This window comes from Providencia sp. AGC89 (assembly GCF_053543535.1).
In genome coordinates, this window is the sequence record NZ_JBIXLP010000044.1 from 1 (window position 1) to 956 (window position 956).

A 956-nucleotide genomic window follows, 5' to 3' on the forward strand; every position below is an offset into this window, starting at 1 on the left:
AAATTAGGGAGCTTACAACCTGTTCTTTTTTCCAATATAAAAGGTATAATAAAAGTCCAAGCCTTTATTAATAAAGCCTATTTGCTCAATGTTAATAAAGGAATTAAATTCAAGGGACGCTCTATCATTGAATTATGTTATTTATAAAGACACTATGAAAGTCTGGACTTCGGTTGACAATTAGTTTTTCCTAATTGTCGCCGGAGGTCAGATATAATGAACATTAAAGCTAAACGAGATATTGCACATAAAACAAAAATCTTAAATCATGCCCGTGAGAGCAAAAATATTGCTAAAACTTGTCGTCATTTTGGGAGCAGTAGAGAAACTTTTTATACTTGGAAAAGAGCTTATGAACGAGATGGCGAGAAAGGATTAATCAACAATAAACCCTGCCCTGAAAATCCAACCAAAAGAGTTGCAAAATACATCGAAGAGCCGGTTATTTATCTGCGTACGACTTGCCATTTTGGTCCTCAAGGTGTGAAAATAATTTCATTATCAATAACCTTAGTAAAATAAAACCCGACATCTAATTTAAAGATGTCAGGTTTTATTTTATTAATGCTACTTAGTCTTTTTTAAGTAACATTGAGGAAACCTTAGAGTATCAATATGATTATTTAAATAATTAAATAGCTTCTACCGGTAAGTATACTGGCCACCATGCTGCAGTTCTAACAACTTCCACTTCTGAAAGCGTTGGCTCCACTTTTGCCACGCCTTGAGATTTTGCCATTCTCATCACTTCTAATGCCACGATACTGGATGTAATACGCAAATCTTCGTTAGATGGCAATAATGATGCGCCTTGCGCTCCTAGAGTTGCTTGACTTGCGACCGCTTGTACCGCAGAGAAAATCATTTCGTCAGTAATTTTTTCAGCTTGCGATACAATAGCCCCAAAGCCTAGCCCTGGATATAATGCTGCGTTGTTTGCTTGACCAATCTTATAG

The 956-nt window shown here is 36.1% G+C and carries 1 protein-coding gene and 1 pseudogene; one reads left to right on the forward strand and one right to left on the reverse strand.

Going from position 1 to position 956, the window contains the following annotated elements:
* Positions 1 to 213: 213 nt before the first annotated feature.
* A pseudogene (locus ACIPUA_RS07275) lies at positions 214 to 486 on the forward strand (helix-turn-helix domain-containing protein); the annotation flags it as partial.
* Positions 487 to 631: 145 nt separating this feature from the next.
* On the opposite strand, the gene ACIPUA_RS07280 reads toward ACIPUA_RS07275, so the two are convergent.
* Positions 632 to 956 (reverse strand): malic enzyme-like NAD(P)-binding protein (locus ACIPUA_RS07280; protein ID WP_449059515.1); only part of this gene is annotated, 325 nt, incomplete at its 5' end.